A 16,742-nucleotide genomic window follows, 5' to 3' on the forward strand; every position below is an offset into this window, starting at 1 on the left:
TGCGATGAGCGACAATCATCTGGCCGTCGTCCCCCGTTTGCTGTTGCTATTGCTCGTCGCCACAGCATGGCCGTCGGCTTTGGCAGCGCAGTCCGTCTGTTTGCCGGCTCCCCGCTTGTTGACCACGATGCCGATGGGCGGAAAAGCAGGAACCACCGTCGACGTGGCGATCACCGGAGAACATCTCGAAGATCTCGACGAGCTCCGTTTTTCTCATCCCAAAATTCAAGCGACGCAAAAGCTCGCTGCCGACGGAACTCCTGTCGCCAATCAATACACGGTGACGATCGCCGCCGACTGTCCCGAGGGGATTCATGAAGCCCGCATCATGACGCGGCTCGGTATTTCTTCTTCTCGCGTGTTTAGCGTCGGCGCGTTGACAGAAACAAGTTCGACGACTCCAAACACCAAGCTCGAGACGGCGATGCCGCTGGAGTTGAACTCGATCTGCAACGGCAAGATGACCTCCAAAGCGGTCGACTATTACACCGTTGCCGCCAAGCAGGGAGAGCGACTGCTGGTCAGCTGCGCCGCGCAGGGAATCGACTCGAAGCTGAAACCGGTCCTCATTGTCGCCGACGAACAGGGGAACGACTTGCGGGTCGAACGTCGCGGCGGCGCGATTGATTTCATGCCAGAGGCCGATGGTCAGTATGTGATTAAGGTTCATGATTTAACGTTCAGCGGCGGGCCCTATCATTTCTACCGTCTCGCAGTGCAACAAATTTCGACGGATGCCGTCGCACCGCAGTTCGCTGCGACACGCAACGTCAACGCTTTCTCATGGCCCCCTGCCAACTTGAGCGATGACAAGCTTGCGAGTGAGCAGGAACCGAACAATACCGCCGAGCAAGTGCAGTCCATCACGCTGCCATGCGACATCAGCGGCAGCTTCTACCCCGCCGCCGATGTCGACGCGTTTGAGTTCACCGCCAAAAAAGGGGAAGTCTGGTGGGTCGAAGTCGCATCCGAGCGACTTGGTCTTCCTACCGACCCGTCGATTGTCGTTCAGCGTGTAAAGGGAACGGGCTCCGAAGCGGAGTTAGTCGACCTGGTCGAGCTGACCGATATCCCGAGCCCCATCAAGGTTTCCAGCAACGGCTATAGCTATGACGGTCCTTGCTACAACGCCGGTTCAGCAGACATCAACGGGAAAGTTGAAATCCCCGAGGATGGCGTCTACCGTCTGCAACTGACTGATTTGTTCGGCGGAACTCGCAACGATCCTCGCAATGTTTATCGACTGATCATTCGTCAGGCTCAACCCGACTTTGCTGTGGTGGGCTGGGCGCTGCACATGAATCTTCGCAACGGCGACCGCAACGCACTTTCAAAACCAATCGCGCTGCGCGGCGGCGCGACCATGGCGATGGAAGTGGTCGCGATTCGCCGAGATGGTTTCGCCGGGCCGATCGAACTAGCGGTCGACAATCTCCCGCCTGGCGTATCGGCCAGCGGTTTGACGATTCCGGCCGGCAAGTCTCGCGGTATTCTGTTGTTTACCGCCGAAGAAAATGCTCCCCGCGGTCTCACCAGCGCCCAGTTTGTTGGCAAAGCCGAGATCGACGGCATCGCCGTGACGCGCAAGGGAAGTATGGCTTCGATGGCTTGGCCCGTTACGAATGCGTGGAGCGAGATTCCCAGCCCTCGCTTGTTGGCGGATTTTCCGGTTTCGGTGGGCGGCGCTGAAGTAGCGCCCATCTCGATCGCCGCCGCTCAGGATCAGGTTTGGGAAGTTACGGCTGGTCAGACGCTGACCATTCCGCTGGTGCACACGCGACGCTGTGAATTCTCTGGCCCCAGCATGAGCCTGAAGACCTTTGGTCACGGCTTTGAAGGGAACGCGGCGTTTGATTTGAAATTGACCGAAGATTCCTCCGAAGCGACTCTCGATCTCGCCAAGCTGAAACCGGCGCCGGGAACGTATACCATCGCTTTCTACGGCAGCGCGGTGGCCAAGTATTGCGAACACCCCGACGCTGTGGCTGTGGCCGAAGTCGCTTTGCAACTCGCAAAAAAGGAAGCGGCCGAAGCGGCGAAGCCTCCGACAACCGCCGAGCCCACCACCGAGGAAGAGAAGCAGGCCGCCGACGTTGCCGCTAAGGAAGCCGCCGCACGCTTAACCGCGGCGACTGCCGCCGTCGCCGCCGCCGAAAAACAATTGCAGGCCGCGACGAAAAAAGGGGCGCCCAAGGATATTGTCGACATCGTTGTCTCAAAGCCCATCGAGATCCGCGTCGTTCCCGCGGTGGAGGTAACCCAAAAATGACTCACCCATTCAACGCATCGTCGGCCTACTGTCCTGGACCTGTCTCCCGTCGCGGCTTCATGCGAATGGGGCTGGCCGGCTTCGCTTCGCTCAGCTTGCCCGGCGTGATGCGTCTGCGGGCCGAAAGTCCCACGACGGAAAGCCCGAAACAAAAGACCGCGGTCATCATGGTTTGGCAGCCAGGCGGTTGCTCTCACATCGATACCTACGATCCCAAGCCGAATGCGCCGCTTGAGTATCGCGGTCCGTTCAGCGCGATCCCGACCAAAGTGCCCGGCATGCACTTTACCGAACTGCTGCCGAAGCAAGCCGCCATCGCCGACAAATTCACCGTGCTGCGTTCGATGCGTCAGAACGCCGGCGGGCATCCGGCCGGGTCGATGCAGCTTTTGTCGGGAGACTCCGATACTCGCGACAAACCGGCGCCGCGTTTGCCTGATTGGATGTCGGTCGCCAACTACCTGCGATCGCAGGACGGCCCGCGCACCAATCCGCTGCCGTTGTACGCAGGCGTGAATCCGCCGACCAACTACACCGGTCCTGCTTACCTGGGCGACGCCTACTCGCCGTTTGCCGTGACCGGCGATCCCAACAATCCCAGCTTCTCGGTCCCCAACATCGGCGTGTCGGATCCGCGCGAACTGACGCGTCTGGAACGCCGCGCCAGTCTGCGTCAAAAGTTGGACACGCTGGAGCGGGCCTTCGACAAAGCAGGCGAACTGCAGGCGCTCGACGAGTTCGAGATGCAGGCGATGACCTTGCTGACCAATCCCAAAACCAAAGTCGCTTTCGACTTGAGCCAAGAAGACGAGAAGACGCGCGACCGTTATGGTCGCAATGCGTGGGGACAACAATTGCTGTTGGCGCGTCGGTTGGTCGAAGCCGGCGTCGAGATCCTCACGACCAGTCTGCACGGTCCGTTGTGTGGACGTGTGAACAACTGGGATGACCATGCCGTCAACCATCACGTTTTCGACGCGATGCGTTTTCGCGCACAAGCGTACGATCAGGCTGTCTCGGCATTGATTGAAGATATCCATGAGCGTGGACTCCATGAGCGCGTGTTGGTCGTCGTTACCGGCGAATTCGGCCGGACGCCCAAAGTCAATTATCAGCCCAGCACCGGCGCCGGAAACGCCAGCGCCGCGGCCGGAACCAAGCAACCCGGCCGAGACCATTGGCCCCGAGCGTTCTCGAACATCTGGGCCGGCGGTGGAATCGAGACGGGACGTTTTATCGGTGCGACCGACTCGAAAGGGGAAGATTCGATCGACCGCATCTGCAAACCAGGCGACTTTCTCGCGACGATCTATCACCACCTCGGCATCGATGGCAGGAAGGTCTTTATCAAAGATCTCAACGGTCGTCCCACGCCGATCGTCGACCACGGGGCGCCGATTCCGGAATTGATCTCCTAGATGGGAAATAGCGAATGTGCACCCGCTGGAGGAGGGGGTGTTCTGATTTCGATATTCCCCAAGGTTGGACCGGACAGGACTGCTCAATTTTTTGTCCCACGGATCCAATCAGTCCAACACTAGCCCGAGTGCGCAAGCCGAGGGATTACGGCTCCCGTACTTAATAACTGCAGACCAGAAAAGGTTGGACAGGACCGCTCTGTTTTTTTTGTCCCACGGATCCAATCAGTCCAACACTAGCCCGAGTGCGCAAGCCAAGGGATTACGGCTCCCGTACTTAATAACTGCAGACCAGAAAAGGTTGGACAGGACCGCTCTGTTTTTTTGTCCTATGGATCCAACCAGTCCAACACTAGCCCGAGTGCGCAAGCCAAGGGATTACGGCTCCCGTACTTAATATCTGCAGACTAGAAAAGGTTGGACAGGACTGGATCGCTCTCATTTTTTCAATCAAATTGCCTATTTTGCCCTCTTGGTGGTTTGTGCTGCGTCAGGCCGAGGCCTGACTTACGGTTTGAGCAGTTGGACTGGACCGCTGCGCGTTTTTTTGGGGGCACATGTCCAATCGGTTTCAATGGGGAAATAGGGTGTTTGGGATGGTTGAGCATGTCAGGGCCTGCCCGGTATTTTTGGCTCCGGCTTGCTTCACCGCTGACTTTTGCATCTCGGCCCAAACCGAGGTCGCAAGAAAATAAATGCCCTGGGCGATAGATCAGACGCCCAGACCGTAAAGGGTATTATCGCAGAATATCGAACAGACGAGCAAGCGACAATCTTTCACCTCCAGCGGCTGCGGTAAAGGCGCTCTCACGGCAATTTTTTTGATGTCGCGCTTTTCAGCAAGCTGAACAAAGAGTCCCCTGTCGTCTAGCTTCTCCCCCAAAATCAGCCGCATGGCGTTAGCCGCGGTTTCTGTCACCAATTGTCTTTCGCAAATGAGTTCCCATCAGAAACCGGTGCTAACGCACTACGGCTAATAAAATCATGGCGCCTGAAAATTGTCGCGTGACAGAACACTAGCCCGCTGCGCCAGCGAGGGAAAGCGGCTCGCCACTTCAATCCGTGTTAGGATCGCCAACTCTATTCCCTCGCTGGCGCTGGCGGGCTAGTGTGACGATTTGCGGTTGATTCTGGCCGTATTAACGTCCTTTATTCGTGTTCGATCGTTCGCGAATTGCAAATAGCGCAACTTCAAAACTCGCACGTCGGGCTACGAAGAGAAATAGGCGTCTGCGATTTCCAATAGCGCCGCTTCAAATGGCAAATCTGGCGTTGCGGTCCGTCTACAGCAGATCCACTATTGCCCGACGCTAATCGCATGCAGTTGCTTACCATTGCCGCCGTCCCAGACGAACAAGCGTCCATCGTCGCTGCAGGCGACGACCAACTGGCCATCGGCCGTCACATCAACGCAGTGCAACCAGATGCCGGCGGCGAAGTTGCGAACGGTCTTGCCGTTGGCGCCTGTCTGCAGCCGAACCGTTCCGTCGCCGCAACTGGAAATCAGCTGGTCGGTTTCGCCCACATACTTGAGCGCGGTGATGTCTTTGCCGAAGCCGGTGATCGTGCGCTGTTGATCGGTCGATTCCACATTCCAGACTTTGAGCGTCTGATCCGCCGACGCGGAAGCGATCGTCTGAGCGTCCCCTTTCCAGGCGACTCCCAGCGCGTAGTCGGTGTGTCCCTCAAATTGCCGTAGCATTTTTTCGGTCTTCACGTCCCAAATGCGGAGGTACTTATCGGCGGCTGCCGAGAGAAACTGCGTCCCATCGGGAGAAAATTTGGCCGCGTAGACCACATCGGCATGGGCCTTCGGCAGATGATGAAGCTGGCTGCCGTCGGCGACGCGGAACAGCCCAATCTCGCCGCTGCGTGACGGAGCGCCGCTGCCGACCAATAGCAGAGAAGCGTCGGAATTGAAGTCGAGCGAAGTGACGCGATGCGAGATGAAATCGGCCTGCTCCGCCGATCCGATCGTCCGCAGCAGTCGCCATGGGGGATTGAGGTTCCAAAGAACCGCCTCCTGATCGCCAGCAGCGGAGACCAGACGCTTGTCATCCAAAAATGCGAGCGGGTAAAGCGCCGCCGTTTGTTCTGTGAACGCTTCCAACGGGGCGCCGGTCTCTGCGTTCCACCGTTGTACGCTGGGAAAATCACCAGCCGTCGCGATCGTTTGACCATCCGGAGAGAAACGGACCGAACGAAGCGGGCGTTCTGACTCTGTGGACTGTTGCTTGGCGGCGTCGAAACGCGCTTGCATTTGTTGGACGTTCGCCTCGGCTTCGCTGACCGATTGTTTCGCTGCGGCGAGAAGGTCTTGGGTTTGTTGGGTGGCCGTGATCGCCGCGGTTTGTTTTTGCTGCGCGAGTTTCTGGGCCATTTCGGCGTCAAGTAACGCTTGCTGATGGTCGACTTTCTCTGCGGTGTCGGTCGGCGCCGCTTTGTCCGGCGCCGCTTCCTTGTCGGTTGGTTCGTCCGGCTTCGCTTGATCGAACGCCATCTTCTTCTTGGCGACTTCATCGTTCGCAGCTTGGAGATCTTCGTCCGTCGTTTTCTGCGCTTCGGTGCGAGTCGTCAGATCTTGCTCCGCCGCGGCGACTCTTTGTTTTAAGAGAGTCACGCGCTGACTGGCCGCGTTCAGATCGTGTTGCAACCGGGCCGCTTCGCGTTGTTTCAGCAGGTCCCCTTTCAACTCGGCGATCTGCTTGCCGCTGGCGTCCCATAATTTCGCGGTCTTGTTTTCACTGACCGACGCGATCCGCTTCCCATCAGCGCGGACATCGATATCCAACACGGGACCGCCGTGGTCCCATTGTCCGATTTGCTTCATCGACGTTAGATTCCAGCGGCGAATCTTTCCGTCCAGACTTGCCGAAAATAGCTGCATCGGTTGATCGGGCGCCGCGACCAGTGCGGTGATCGTATGGTCGTGCGCAGCGAACTCACTAATCGCCTGCGCAGGTTCGTCGCCAGACGCCGACTCTGACGACGGCGTCTCGGGCAGCTTCCAGGTACGGAGCAGCTTGTCGGCGCCCCCGGTGACCAGTAATTGAGGAGGGTTGGCCTGTTCTTGGGTCGGTTGGGCGGTTGCGACCAGTTCCATCGCATGGACGGGAGTCGGCGACTGCAACACTCCGGCCGCGGCTCCATCTTGGCATCGCCAGATCTGGATCGTTCCGTCCAGCGACGCCGACACGAGTCGTTGGCCGTCCGCGGTGAAGCGGAGTGTGGAAATTCGCTCGGCGTGTCCGGTCAGTTTCTGGCCCGGCTCGGCGGTAGCGGCGTTCCAAAGCTGGATCGTATGGTCCGCGCCGGCGATGGCCAGCAATTTTCGATCGGGACTTACTGCAAGTGCAGTCGAGGCGCTGCCGGTCGGCAAGGTCGTCAAGCGGGCCTCGTGCGGTTTTTGCCAAAGTTTGACTTCTCGGTAGCCGCCGGAAGCGAGCAACGTTCCATCGCTGCTCCAGGTCAGCGTCTTGCTTAAATCGCGATGCGCCGTCGGCGGATCGAGGGTGGAATCTTGAAGTTGGGCGAGCAGTTGGCCAGACGCCGCATCGTAGACGTAGAGCTGATTGGCCCGCGTGACAGCGATCTGCCGACCATCGGGGCTTAACGCGACGGCATAAGCCGGACCGAGACTACCTGCCAGCTGCTCCCATTTCCAAGGCGCCGCCGGTGTTACTGTTTCACCGCCGCGTGCGCCTTGGTCGATCCAAAGACGGATCAGACCTAACTCTTGCGACTTTAATGTCGGCGCGTTGACGTCGTTGTCTGGGGGCGGCATGAACGACTCTTCTTGGTGGGCCGCCAGTTGAAGCAACAGACTTTCGGCGCCTTTGCCGGCGACGATCGCAGGACCGGAGTCTCCCCCTGCGAGCATTGCCTGCGGGGTTTCCAGCACCAGACCTCCATTCCGTTCGCTGTCGCTATGACAAGCGAGACAGCTTTGTCGAAAGATCGGCAGGATCTCTTGCTCAAACTGAACCGGCGTTGTGCGCTTGAGCTCGGCAACCGGAATGGGCTCGCCGAATGCGATCGAACCATAGGCCAGCGCCGCAACAATCGGGAGTGCGAGAAGTCGCATAGTTGGATCCTGGCAGGATGGACCACGTACGACCGGCGATGGACAACCGGCCGAAAATTAACACGAGTCCAACAAGGGAGGGAGGGTCTGGGAGGCAAGTTGTCAGAAGGTGGGTAGGCGAGCGAGAGCCGCAGATAATCTACAAACGGCGCTATCGAGATTCTAACATATCGATGTGGATGCTCCAACGAAATCCTTTTCTCGACAACTTCGATCAGACCGCACTCTTGCACCAGATTTGGTCGATATTGTGCGCCGACCGATCATGCGTTGCAACTCTACCGAGGGCACATTGGCATCCGGCTGTTCGCTCCCTCGATCGCCGCGAAGTTTCGTCTCGATTAACCCTCTTCAAGCGAATGCGAGAGAAAGTTGGCGATCGGTTGCGGGCGGCCGAAGGCGAAACCTTGGTAGTGGGTAAAGCCGATCTCATCACACGCCGCAATCGATTCCGGCGTCTCTAGGCCTTCGGCCAATGTGGTGATGCCCAGTTCAATCGCCGTTCTATGCAGATTGGCGACCAGTCCTGTCTGAGCGGCGCCTTGGCGAAGATCTTTCACGAGGGAACGGTCAAATTTTAGATAGTCTGGCGAAACCTGCGACAGCTCTAACAAACGTGATTGCCCCACGCCAAAATCGTCAAACGCAAGCTTAATATCGAGGCGCCGCAATGCGACGGCAAAATCTCGTAGTGAATCGACGTCGGTAACCGCTTCTTCGTGGATCTCTAAAACCAGCGTGCGATCGCCGGCTTGTTGGCGAATCTCGCGCATCGATTCGATCAGTTCCGGTCCGAGACGTTCGTGGCAATGCGTGTTGAGAAAGAGAGCGCCCGGCACGCCGGAGGCTTCCAACGTTTTGATCGCTTCGGTTCGACAGGCCTGACTAAGGCGAATTTCCAGTCCTAGTCGCGAAGCCGCGTCAAACAGGGCAATCGGAGATTCGAGTCCCGGCACGTCGGTTCGCACGAGCGCTTCATATCCAAAAACCTCGCGAGAGACGCTGGTAACGATCGGCTGAAAAAAGATCGTCATGCGGCCTTCGTTCAGCACTTCGTGCATGCGTGAAATCGTCCAGCTCTGTTCGGGCTGGTAGTTGATGTTCGTGCATTCGACCTCGGGGACGATCTCACTGGACAAGAGCAAACGGAATTCAACATCGGCGAGTTGAATCAAATCGCCGTGATTGACGAAAGTTGGTTGAGAGATCGAGCGTCCATTGACAAAAGTGCCGTTGGTGCTTCCCAAGTCCTCAACGATTAGCTTGTCGTCGACCAGTTGCAACGTGGCATGCCGCTTCGAAACATTCGGCGAGGCGACCTGCAGTTCGCAAGCCGAATTGCGACCGGCGCAAAAAGGGAATGTCTTGAGCGGAGTTCGCGAAATCGATTCATGATCGGGCAAACAGCCTTCCAGCAACCACTGCGGCGAAGCGGCGAATTCGTCGCCATGCGTGTCAGACGATGAATTCAATCCAGAGTGATTCATTCGTGAGCCAATAGTTATCAAGGTAGTTGAGGGCAGATTTTCGGGGTAAGCCGCAAAGTAAAATCGAATTATGACTTGGTTACGAAACCGCCAAGCGCGTAGGCGATTGTCGTTTGGTTGTCAGAAATGGGACGCAGTTCAAAGCCGTTCTCGGTACAAAGATTTTGGCAATCTTCGTCGTCGAACAGCTCTTGCGAAATCACCAACTCATGCGAATCGTTGGCGTCGAGCAAATGATTGGCGAAGGTGACGGAGCGGCCGAACACGTCTGAGCGACCGTTGAAGCTGGTCGACATCGTCATGCCGCGATGCAGCGCCATTTGCAGTTGCGGCGCTTCGGCGTCGGCGGCGGTTGGGATGTCTTGTCGGATTTCCAAAGCCGCGGTCAGTGCTGAGTTGGCGGTGGAGAATGCGACCAAGATCCGATCGTCCGATTCTTTGACCAGCTTGCCGCCATGTGATTGGAGAATACGAAGGCACGACTGGAACGTGTCGTGAACGCGATCGCACGTCGCGATATCGCCAAGCGACGCAAACAAGTCGAGGACATTGGTGATTCGCAAACCAAGCAGCGTACTGGTCGCCAGATTGGAGAGTCGATCACGCGTGATGACTTCGGCTGGGAAGAGCTTTCGAAATTCAGGCAATCGCATCGCATCTGCGGCGGTGACCGCATCGCTGGCGGCCGCTGCGCGTTCGAGACGAATCACCAACGCGTGCGGATAATCGTTGACCAGCGTCAGCAGTTGGCGGCCAGCGCGAACGCAAATTGGGCGGCGATTGGGTAAGTCGGTATTTAGACGAACCCGTGGATGATTCACGCCGAAGGCCGTTTCCGCCGAGATGCTGATCGTGTAAGGAAGTTGCGTTCCGCGGAGGATGTACGAGCCGGGATCAAGCGTCAGGTCTAGCTCGAGCGCTTCGCCGGGATTTAAACGCGTTTGAGCGACGACATGCGGCGCGTGTTCGGGCCCGCCGATGCAGTAAGTGCGGATATCGGCCTGGCGGATTTCAGGATGAACGCGGAAGATCATCTCGACCGAACTGGAAAAGTCGGTTTCGAAATCATGATTGCAGGCTTCGCATCGTGCGTGACGGTCAATCTCGCTCAACGTTTGCTTCACTTCCGCCGCGACGCGACAAGTGGGACAAATCACGTCCCAATGCATTTCCAGCAAGCCTGCATGGCACGCGGCCAGGCAAGCGATGGTAAACGAATCGGGATTCGCCTGGAAGCGAGTCGCCAACGCGCGGGGACGAATTCGAGCGAGTTCCTGCGCGGGACTTTCGGCGAGAAACTCCAGCAAGTGATCGAGACTGGTCGTATCGCTCATGTCCTCCGCCAGGCGAGCACGCACCGTATCGAGCTTCTTGTGCAAAGTACGCGAAATTTTGGGCGCGGACTCGTAGGGATCTGTCGCCGCCGAACCGCGCAAACGACCGGTCACCATCTCGTTGATCCGGCGATAAACGCGATCGAGCGGCTTGCGACCTTTGAGATGGACTTCGATATATGCGATCATGCGACCGAGCCAGCCGCGAGGAGCAATGCGTACGCTATGCGTCAGGCGACTTCCGCCGGTCGGTCTAGGGGTTACTTCTACGACGCTCACAAACCATTGGAACGGGCCATTTTTGAACTCGCGCAACACGCCCAAGCGTCGCCCTTCGACCCATTCAAACGGATGCTCTTCCCATTGAAGATGCGTGAAACCGAGTCGAAACGAACCGATGCGATGCAACACGCCTTGCTCGTCGCGATGGTTGACGTATTCAACCGGCGGCAATCCGACCGCGGCGTTAATGCGTTCGGTGTTGGAGACGAGCGGCCACAAGTCGGCCGGCTGTCCGTCGAAATCCCACTCCCACTCCGCTGCGAAGACTTTGCCTTTCGCCTCGGGAACGACCGGATGCAGCGCGATGTTGTTCGCTTCACCGCGAACGAGTCGATCCAAGTCGGCGCGCATGTGTCCGGCATCGGCAAACCGAGCAGCCGGCGCCTTTTGCAGCGCTCTCAGCACCAAAGCGGCGGCTCCATCACTAATCAGCGGATTGAGCTTGCGCGGATCAGGCGCTTGCTCGAAGCAATGCCTTGTGATCAGTCGGACCGGATCGTCTCCGGTGAAGGGAGGTCGACCTGTCAGTAACTCGAACAACGTTGCACCGAGCGAGTAAACGTCGGACGCCGGAGTCACCTTCGCTTTGTCGGTGCATTGTTCAGGAGAGATATAGTAGGGAGTTCCCAACATGGCGCTGGTTTTGGTCAGATCCAGCGAAGCGGCCTGATCGACATGACGAGCCAAACCAAAGTCGGTTAGCTTCACGTTAGGAAGCAATTCGGCGTCAATTGCGGCAAAGACCGATTCTGTCGGCGACGCTCCTGTTTGAGGTGGAGCCGAAAGGAGGATATTGCCGGGTTTCAGGTCGCGGTGGACGATGCCGGCGTCATGAGCCGCAGCCAAAGCGGCCGCGACATCGCTGATGATCTGCAGCGCGAGTCGCTCGGGCAATGCTCCCTTTTTCTGCACGACCGCCTTCAGGTCGGTTCCTTCGACCAACTCCATGATCAGATACGAAACTTCGCCGCAGCGACCGACATCCAGCAAGTTGGCGACGTGAGGATGCTGCACTTCGGCCAGGAGTCGCGATTCTTTTTGAAATCGCTGAATTGTTTCTTCGTTGGGCAAAGACTCAGGGGGCAGAACTTTGGCGGCGACCAAGCCGCCGGTCTCGGTATCAGCAGTGAGATAGACCGCTCCCATGCCCCCTTGGCCCAGTAAACGAATCGGCTGGTAGCGTTTTCCGAGAAAGGGAATCGCCCGCACTGGGCTATAGCTGCTGCGTGAATCTGCGGCGTGATCAACTTCGGTTTGCGCAAGACGAGCGCATATTTCCTGCATGCCTTCCGACCAGGAAGGATCACCGACGAATTCGTCGTCAGGGATTACACCAGTCTTGTCGAGAGGGTCTTCGGTCATGGCGCGATTCGGCGTCTCGTTTGTCTAGGGGCGGCAAACTGATCGAGAAAACAGGAGTCAATCACTTAAAACGTAGGACACTTTTCCCCCGATTCTAAATGGCTGCTGATAACCGCACCCCTCCTCTGGCGGCGCCAGCGTCTCGTTTTGTCAGGAAGTTGCGACTACAAACGACCGCGAAGCGGGGCGAAACGGTTCTCGCAAGCGTCGTTCGCCGCTCCAAATCCGAGCGTGACTCTGCCTGAAATGGTTGATGGGGTGAAACTTGCAGCGATCGCGAATCCCCGCGACGTCCAGTTGCTGCTCGACTTGAAGTTTGCGTGATGCAGAAATAGCGCTGCTGGTATCGATGGTGACGCTTGTCACAGTTGTCAGAGGGCGTTTAGGAACACTTTTAATGCGCTTGCAAAATATCCGACGATAACCTGGGTAGTGCGCGGTCGCATGATGCGTCGGAAATCGCACCCCTCAGTGCCCACGGACGGGATAGATTGAATATGTTGCGTTGGACGTTTGGCTGGTCGCTTGCTTGTTTGGTCTGTCTGCCAACTATCGGCGTCGCCGACTCTTGGATGACAGAGCACGATTCGACGATCTCGATGGATGAGATGGAGCGTCACGCCTGCTTCTCTGAGGCGCCCACCTATCCGCTGAATCCCCCCCAAGCCTGTTGTTGGAACTGGACTGATAGTCTTGAGCTGTTTTTGGGACTGGATGGTTCGAAGCAACCGCAAGACTTTGGCGTGAACGCACATTTTGGCGGACGGGCCCACGTTAACTGGGGCGTGCCGTTGTCGTTTGATCGTAGCATCGGACTGCAGATCGGAACCGCGATCACGCAGACCGATCATGCCGTCGCCGTGACGCATGCGTTAGAAGGGTCGTCGAGTCGCACGCAAAGCTTTACGACGATCGGACTGTTTCAGCGAGCCGATAGCGGTTGGAACTGGGCGATCGCTTGGGATGTTCTTTATCAGCAAGACTACGATACCGAAACGCTCAGCCAATGGCGCGGGCGGGTCGGCTATGACCTTACCAATCGCGACGAAATCGGCGTTATGGGCAGTTTGCCGATGTCCGGTTCCGACGCCAACTGGGCGGGCAACGCGGTTCATTTGCGTCCCTTGGCGCAGGGGAGCTTCTTCTGGCGTCACCTATGGCGATACGGCAGTCAGACCACGATGTGGCTCGGCGCCGCCGATTCGCATGGGCAAGAGAACGCCGCGCTGATGAACACGCAAGGAACCAATTCCGTCGTCGTCTTTGGCGCTGACTTGCAGTGCCCGCTGAGCGATCATTGGGCGATCTTCGGCGAAGCGAACTTTGTCACGCCAGCCGATACCGGATCGGTCGACGCTTATCTCGGCTTCGCGTTTTACCCTGGAGGCGGCGCACTGGGATGGCGACGAAAAACCTTCTCGCCGCTGTTGCCGGTCGCCAGCAGTCCGACGTTTGTCACGGATCTGTCACGATAGGCAGCGTCGTTTTAACAGCGCTCCCATTTCTTCGTAGCCCTCGCTTACGCATTTTGAAGTTTCGCAATTTTCCGGTTGGCCGCGATAGCTCCGCTATCGGGGCGGCGCAGCCGTAAGAGGCATTGGTTCCCGGTAAGCAGTTCGAGGCCATTTCGCCATTTCAAACGGCGCGGCAACCACCGCTATCAGGTCCGAGCGCGGCTCGATGCCTCCTACCGACTTCGTCGGCCCCGATAGCGGAGCTATCGCGGCCAACCATGCCAAATAACGCAACCTCAAAACTTGCGCTTCGGACTAAGAAGAAATGGGGGCTGCACTTTGTCGTTGGCTTCCTGACGACTCTAGCGCAGCGGCGGAGTCGTCGGCAATTGGCTCATTTGATAGACGGTATTGCCTGGCGCCAATTGAGCGGCGCGTTCGAAGTGCTGATTGGCTTCGATCACTTGACCTTCGATTTCTAACGCAACGCCCAACAGATGGTGCGTCTGGGCGTCGCCTGGCTGAACTTCGGCCAAGCGGCGATAGTAGCCGATGGCGTCGGCTCCGCGATCTTCGGCCAACGCGACTTCGGCCGCGAGACGCAGGGCCGGAATCGAATCAGGACGCAGCGCCAGCGATTCTTCCACCAGAGTGCGGCACTTGGCGGTTTCACCGGCGGCGAAGCGAGCTTGAGCGGCTTTTAGTTGGGTATCGGCTTGACGCTGGGAAAGCGTATCGGCAAGTTCCGCTTTGCGCGCTTCGATATCCCGGCCGGGGTGCAAAATTGGTTCGCTCCAACTCGGCAAGTTTGAACAACCGACGCCGCTGGACAAGGTGAAAGCGATGATGCAAAGCGTGCGGATCATGGGTTCATCTCAGGGAGCGGATAAGGAGCGGGAGAAAAGTCTTCTGGTCTGACGACCGGCGCCGGAGCGTACTCCTGCGGCGCGGCGACCGGCGGCGTTTGGATTTGTTCGATGTGCCAGGGCGAGATCTGCACCGGGCGAGGCGGACTGGGAGGAACCCAGCCTTCACGCAAATGAGTGACCACTGATCGATCGCCCAGTCCCGATTGTTGCGTCACCACGTTACGCAGTTCGGCCGCTTCCAGGTTGCCGTTGTCAAAATGGATCGAGAGGTTGCAATAGCGAAGCGCCGAGTAAGCGTCGCCGGTCGCCCAAGCGGATGTCGCCAGACGATAGTATTTGCGGCCCAGATAGCGTTTGCCGAGCGGCGACATTTTGTCCGCCATGTTTTCATGCTGTTGTTCGAAGACTCCTCGCAGTTCTTCGCCGTCGCTGGGGATGTGAGCAGGGTCGACAATTCGCGGAGTGAGCAGCACAATTAACTCGTCACGCACCGTCGTCTCTTGCTTCTGGCGAAATGCAGGCCCCAAGATCGGGATGCTTCCCAAGTAGGGGATTTGCGAGCCTTTTTTGCGAAGATCGCTTTTGATCAAGCCGCCGATGATGATCGTGCGGCCGTCAGGACAAATGACGTTGGTGGTCACTTGCGTCACGATCTTGTTGGGCAGCGTAAATTCGCCTTCCACTTTGACGTCGCCATCCGAAATTTCGGGATGGACTTCCAGGCGAACCATTCCGTCGTCGGTGATAAACGGACGCAGGCGAAGCTGAGTGCCGATCTCTAAAAACTCCACCGATTGCGTCGACGCCGTTTCGGTGACCGTCGTGCTGATATAGCCTTTCTGTTCGCCGATCAAAATCTCGGCGCGTTGTTTGTTGAGCACCAGCAATTGCGGCGAAGCGATGACGCTGGTGTCGCCGAACGACTCCAAAGCGTCAATAAATACGCCTAAGCTCGAATCGAGGAAGCCGAACTTCAGCCCCCCGTCGGTTAGTTTGATCTGGTCAAGCGCTGACAGAGGAAAGCCCGAAACCAAGCGGACTTTATTTTTGTCGAGCAGCGTCTCAAAATTAACCCCAACGTCTAAGCTGTCGTCCAGTTTGACAGACAGAATCGTCGCTTCAATTGCGACTTGCAATGGACGCCGGTCGAGTTCGCGAACCGCTTCGTCGATTTCGTTGAGCTTGTGCTCGTAGTCGCGAACGATCACCGCTTCGGTTCCCGCGAAATCGTCACCACCAGCGGCGTTGCTATCGGCGGAGATGCCGACCTGGGAGGCGGACGATACGCTAATGACGCCGACTTCGGCGGTAAGCAACGGAGTCAACAGCGTTTGCAGGTCGACGGCGCGAACGTAGTTTGGCCGATAGATCCGCGTTTGCACTCGATCGGCCATATTGTTCATCGCGTGCAGTTCGGCCGGCGTACCAACGTAGATGAAATTGTTTTCTTCCAAGGTGATATAGCCGGTCGACCGTAAGATGGCGTTCAGTGCGGTTTGCACATCCACTTTAGTAAGCGAAGCCGAAACCGTGCCGCGAACGCTATTGGTCGGCAGGATGTTGAGATTTCCCTGCTCGCTCAACATCTCCAGGACTTCGCGAATGTCGGTGTCTTGAATCACGATGGTCAGGCCATCGTCTCCTTCGCCGCGAACGATTCGCGGTCCGGTCTGCAACGGTTGCGGCTCGGGCAGCTCGTTCTCGGCCGGCCGTATGTCGGCTGGCGTCCTGTCGGCGACCGGTGGAGGAGCCTGAATCACGCCGTTCATGGGGGGGACGGCCGGATTAACCGGCGGATTCTCTTTTTGTGCGTTGATGCCGGTTTCTGCGACGTCCCGGATCGAGTCAAGCGCCTTGGTGAAGAATTGGAAGCTTTCGCTTTGTCGATCGTTGACCGCTTCGATGCTCTTTTTCAGACTGTCGATATCAACCTGTTGCGTCACCGCCGGCACGTAGGGAGCAATCGCCGCAGTCGGCGCGGTCACTGTTGGCGCTGCGGACGGCTTGGGCTCAAGAGTCGCCGCAACTTGCGGAGCGGCGAACATGGGGCTGTCGAGCAGATCGTCCGAATAGTGAACCAATCCGATCGCAGCAGCGACACCAGTGACGGCGCACAGTACGAAGACCGTTGTTCGGAGTAAGAATTGCATGCGACTTCCATGTCGTAAGTAAATTGACTTGCC

8 protein-coding genes are annotated in these 16,742 nt (G+C 57.7%); 3 read left to right on the plus strand and 5 right to left on the minus strand.

Going from position 1 to position 16,742, the window contains the following annotated elements:
• The first annotated feature begins 4 nt into the window (after positions 1-4).
• Both M4951_RS11130 and M4951_RS11135 read left to right on the plus strand, forming a co-directional pair.
• Positions 5-2,269, plus strand: coding sequence for a serine protease (locus M4951_RS11130; RefSeq protein ID WP_262026557.1), 2,265 nt, complete (start codon positions 5-7; stop codon positions 2,267-2,269).
• Entirely contained in the window at positions 2,266-3,687 is a 1,422-nt protein-coding gene (locus M4951_RS11135) for a DUF1501 domain-containing protein (RefSeq protein ID WP_262026558.1), read from the plus strand. The genes M4951_RS11130 and M4951_RS11135 overlap by 4 nt, the downstream gene beginning before the upstream one ends.
• A 1,297-nt stretch (positions 3,688-4,984) precedes the next feature.
• On the opposite strand, the gene M4951_RS11140 is transcribed toward M4951_RS11135, so the two are convergent.
• The 3 genes from M4951_RS11140 to M4951_RS11150 form a co-directional block, all read right to left on the minus strand.
• Positions 4,985-7,771: a c-type cytochrome domain-containing protein gene (locus tag M4951_RS11140; protein ID WP_262026559.1), complete on the minus strand. Its 2,787-nt coding sequence runs from the start codon at positions 7,769-7,771 to the stop codon at positions 4,985-4,987.
• A gap of 341 nt (positions 7,772-8,112) precedes the next feature.
• Entirely contained in the window at positions 8,113-9,243 is a 1,131-nt protein-coding gene (locus M4951_RS11145) for an EAL domain-containing protein (RefSeq protein ID WP_262026560.1), read from the minus strand.
• Positions 9,244-9,326: 83 nt separating this feature from the next.
• Positions 9,327-12,236 (minus strand): protein kinase domain-containing protein, encoded by a 2,910-nt coding sequence (locus M4951_RS11150; RefSeq protein WP_262026561.1) that lies wholly within the window; start codon positions 12,234-12,236, stop codon positions 9,327-9,329.
• 497 nt (positions 12,237-12,733) lie between these two features.
• Between M4951_RS11150 and M4951_RS11155 the strand changes: the two genes are divergently transcribed.
• Positions 12,734-13,711, plus strand: a complete 978-nt coding sequence (locus M4951_RS11155) for a DUF6666 family protein (RefSeq protein ID WP_262026562.1) — start codon at positions 12,734-12,736, stop codon at positions 13,709-13,711.
• Between the two features lie 341 nt (positions 13,712-14,052).
• Here M4951_RS11155 and M4951_RS11160 read toward each other — a convergent pair whose 3' ends face one another.
• Positions 14,053-14,556, minus strand: coding sequence for a hypothetical protein (locus M4951_RS11160; RefSeq protein ID WP_262026563.1), 504 nt, complete (start codon positions 14,554-14,556; stop codon positions 14,053-14,055).
• Complete coding sequence (locus tag M4951_RS11165; protein ID WP_262026564.1) at positions 14,553-16,709, minus strand: type II secretion system protein GspD; 2,157 nt, start codon at positions 16,707-16,709, stop codon at positions 14,553-14,555. Before M4951_RS11165 ends, M4951_RS11160 begins: the two co-directional genes overlap by 4 nt.
• Positions 16,710-16,742: the final 33 nt, after the last annotated feature.

Source organism: Blastopirellula sp. J2-11 (assembly GCF_024584705.1).
Lineage (GTDB): Bacteria > Planctomycetota > Planctomycetia > Pirellulales > Pirellulaceae > Blastopirellula.

Coding starts and splice junctions, on each gene's coding strand:
- M4951_RS11130 (WP_262026557.1), top strand. CDS start 5: ATGAGCGACAATCATCTGGCCGTCGTCCCCCGTTTGCTGTTGCTATTG.
- M4951_RS11135 (WP_262026558.1), top strand. CDS start 2,266: ATGACTCACCCATTCAACGCATCGTCGGCCTACTGTCCTGGACCTGTC.
- M4951_RS11140 (WP_262026559.1), bottom strand. CDS start 7,771: ATGCGACTTCTCGCACTCCCGATTGTTGCGGCGCTGGCCTATGGTTCG.
- M4951_RS11150 (WP_262026561.1), bottom strand. CDS start 12,236: ATGACCGAAGACCCTCTCGACAAGACTGGTGTAATCCCTGACGACGAA.
- M4951_RS11155 (WP_262026562.1), top strand. CDS start 12,734: ATGTTGCGTTGGACGTTTGGCTGGTCGCTTGCTTGTTTGGTCTGTCTG.
- M4951_RS11160 (WP_262026563.1), bottom strand. CDS start 14,556: ATGATCCGCACGCTTTGCATCATCGCTTTCACCTTGTCCAGCGGCGTC.
- M4951_RS11165 (WP_262026564.1), bottom strand. CDS start 16,709: ATGCAATTCTTACTCCGAACAACGGTCTTCGTACTGTGCGCCGTCACT.